Origin of the sequence: Paraburkholderia sp. BR14320 (assembly GCF_040948665.1) — a bacterium.
Classification (GTDB): domain Bacteria; phylum Pseudomonadota; class Gammaproteobacteria; order Burkholderiales; family Burkholderiaceae; genus Paraburkholderia; species Paraburkholderia youngii.
The window spans coordinates 1-1,162 of the sequence record NZ_JBFPKG010000196.1 but is presented as its reverse complement, the minus strand read 5'-3'; the positions used below and the strand labels follow the sequence as shown (position 1 = coordinate 1,162).

The window sequence follows — 1,162 nt, the reverse complement described above, 5'->3', positions numbered from 1 at the left end:
GCGGCGGCCGTGCAACGAGTCAAGGACGGGCAAGGCGTAGGCGCAGTGGCCCGCGAGTTGGGCGTGTCGGAGCAGACGCTGCGCAACTGGGTGAAGGCCGAGCAGGCCGGCAAACTGAACGGTCCCGCAGCGAAGGTGGTCACGCCCGAGCAGATGGAGCTCTCGCGGTTACGCGCCGAGAACAAGCGCCTGCAAATGGAGCTTGAAATCGCAAAAAAGGCGGCGACGGGTTCAACCGGTGAATGCAACACCGATGCTGGCGTTTAGTTTATCTGCAGGCGTCATGAAACCCAATGTCTTTCTGGGGCGTTGGTTCAATTGCAAGGCGATCTTGTTCAGATCGCCTTGCGAGTAGCTGGCCAGAGTGGTGCCTTTGGGGAAGTACTGGCGAAGCAGTCCGTTGGTATTCTCATTCGTCCCCCGCTGCCACGGGCTTTGCGGATCGCAGAAGTAGACTTGCACGTCGGTGGCAATTGTGAATTCCTTGTGCTGTGCGAGTTCCATTCCTCGGTCTCATGTGACCGATTTGCGTAGCTCTGCAGGGAGTTTGCGGACCTGTTTGCTCAGCGCCGATACGACGCTGTCGGTGTCCTTGCCCTTTACCTTCACGAGAATGGTGAAGCGAGAATGACGCTCTACCAGAGTCGCAATGTGTGTGTTGTTCGAGCCGCTGAGCAAGTCGCCTTCCCAGTGGCCCGGAATCGCTCGATCTTCAGCTTCGGCGGCCCGCTCGCGGATTGATACCGCATCGATTATCTGTCCGCGCGGTTGTCCCTTTCCTGACGCTTTCTTCGAACGACGCATCATCCGGCGCGTGCGCAGGTGCTTCATCAGTTCCGCTTTGAGTACTCCACGGGCCTGAATGAACAGGCTGCGGTAAATCGTTTCGTGCGAGACCTGCATGGTTTCATCATCGGGATACTGCAGTTTCAACCAGCCTGCGATCTGCTGTGGCGCCCATTTCAATTGCAGCTTGCGGGCGACTAACCGGCACAGTTTGTCGTTGACGGCCAGGCGGCACGGTTTCGGCCGCTTCGTGTTAGCGCCGATGTAAAACTGACCCACCCGCCGAAGTAAACCTGACCCACCTGGGAGAGGATGGCGGCTTTTTGCCGCCGATGCTGACTCAGGAGCAAGCAGTGGAAATCAAGGTATTGGCAAG

General features: G+C 58.1%; 2 pseudogenes. One reads left to right on the top strand and one right to left on the bottom strand.

From position 1 onward, the window contains the following. Nucleotides 1-219, top strand: a pseudogene (locus tag AB3X89_RS39810) (transposase); the annotation flags it as partial. A 12-nt stretch (nucleotides 220-231) separates the two neighbouring features. On the opposite strand, the pseudogene AB3X89_RS39805 reads toward AB3X89_RS39810, so the two are convergent. Then, nucleotides 232-1,032, bottom strand: a pseudogene (locus AB3X89_RS39805) (IS30 family transposase); the annotation flags it as partial. Between the last annotated feature and the right edge of the window lie 130 nt (nucleotides 1,033-1,162).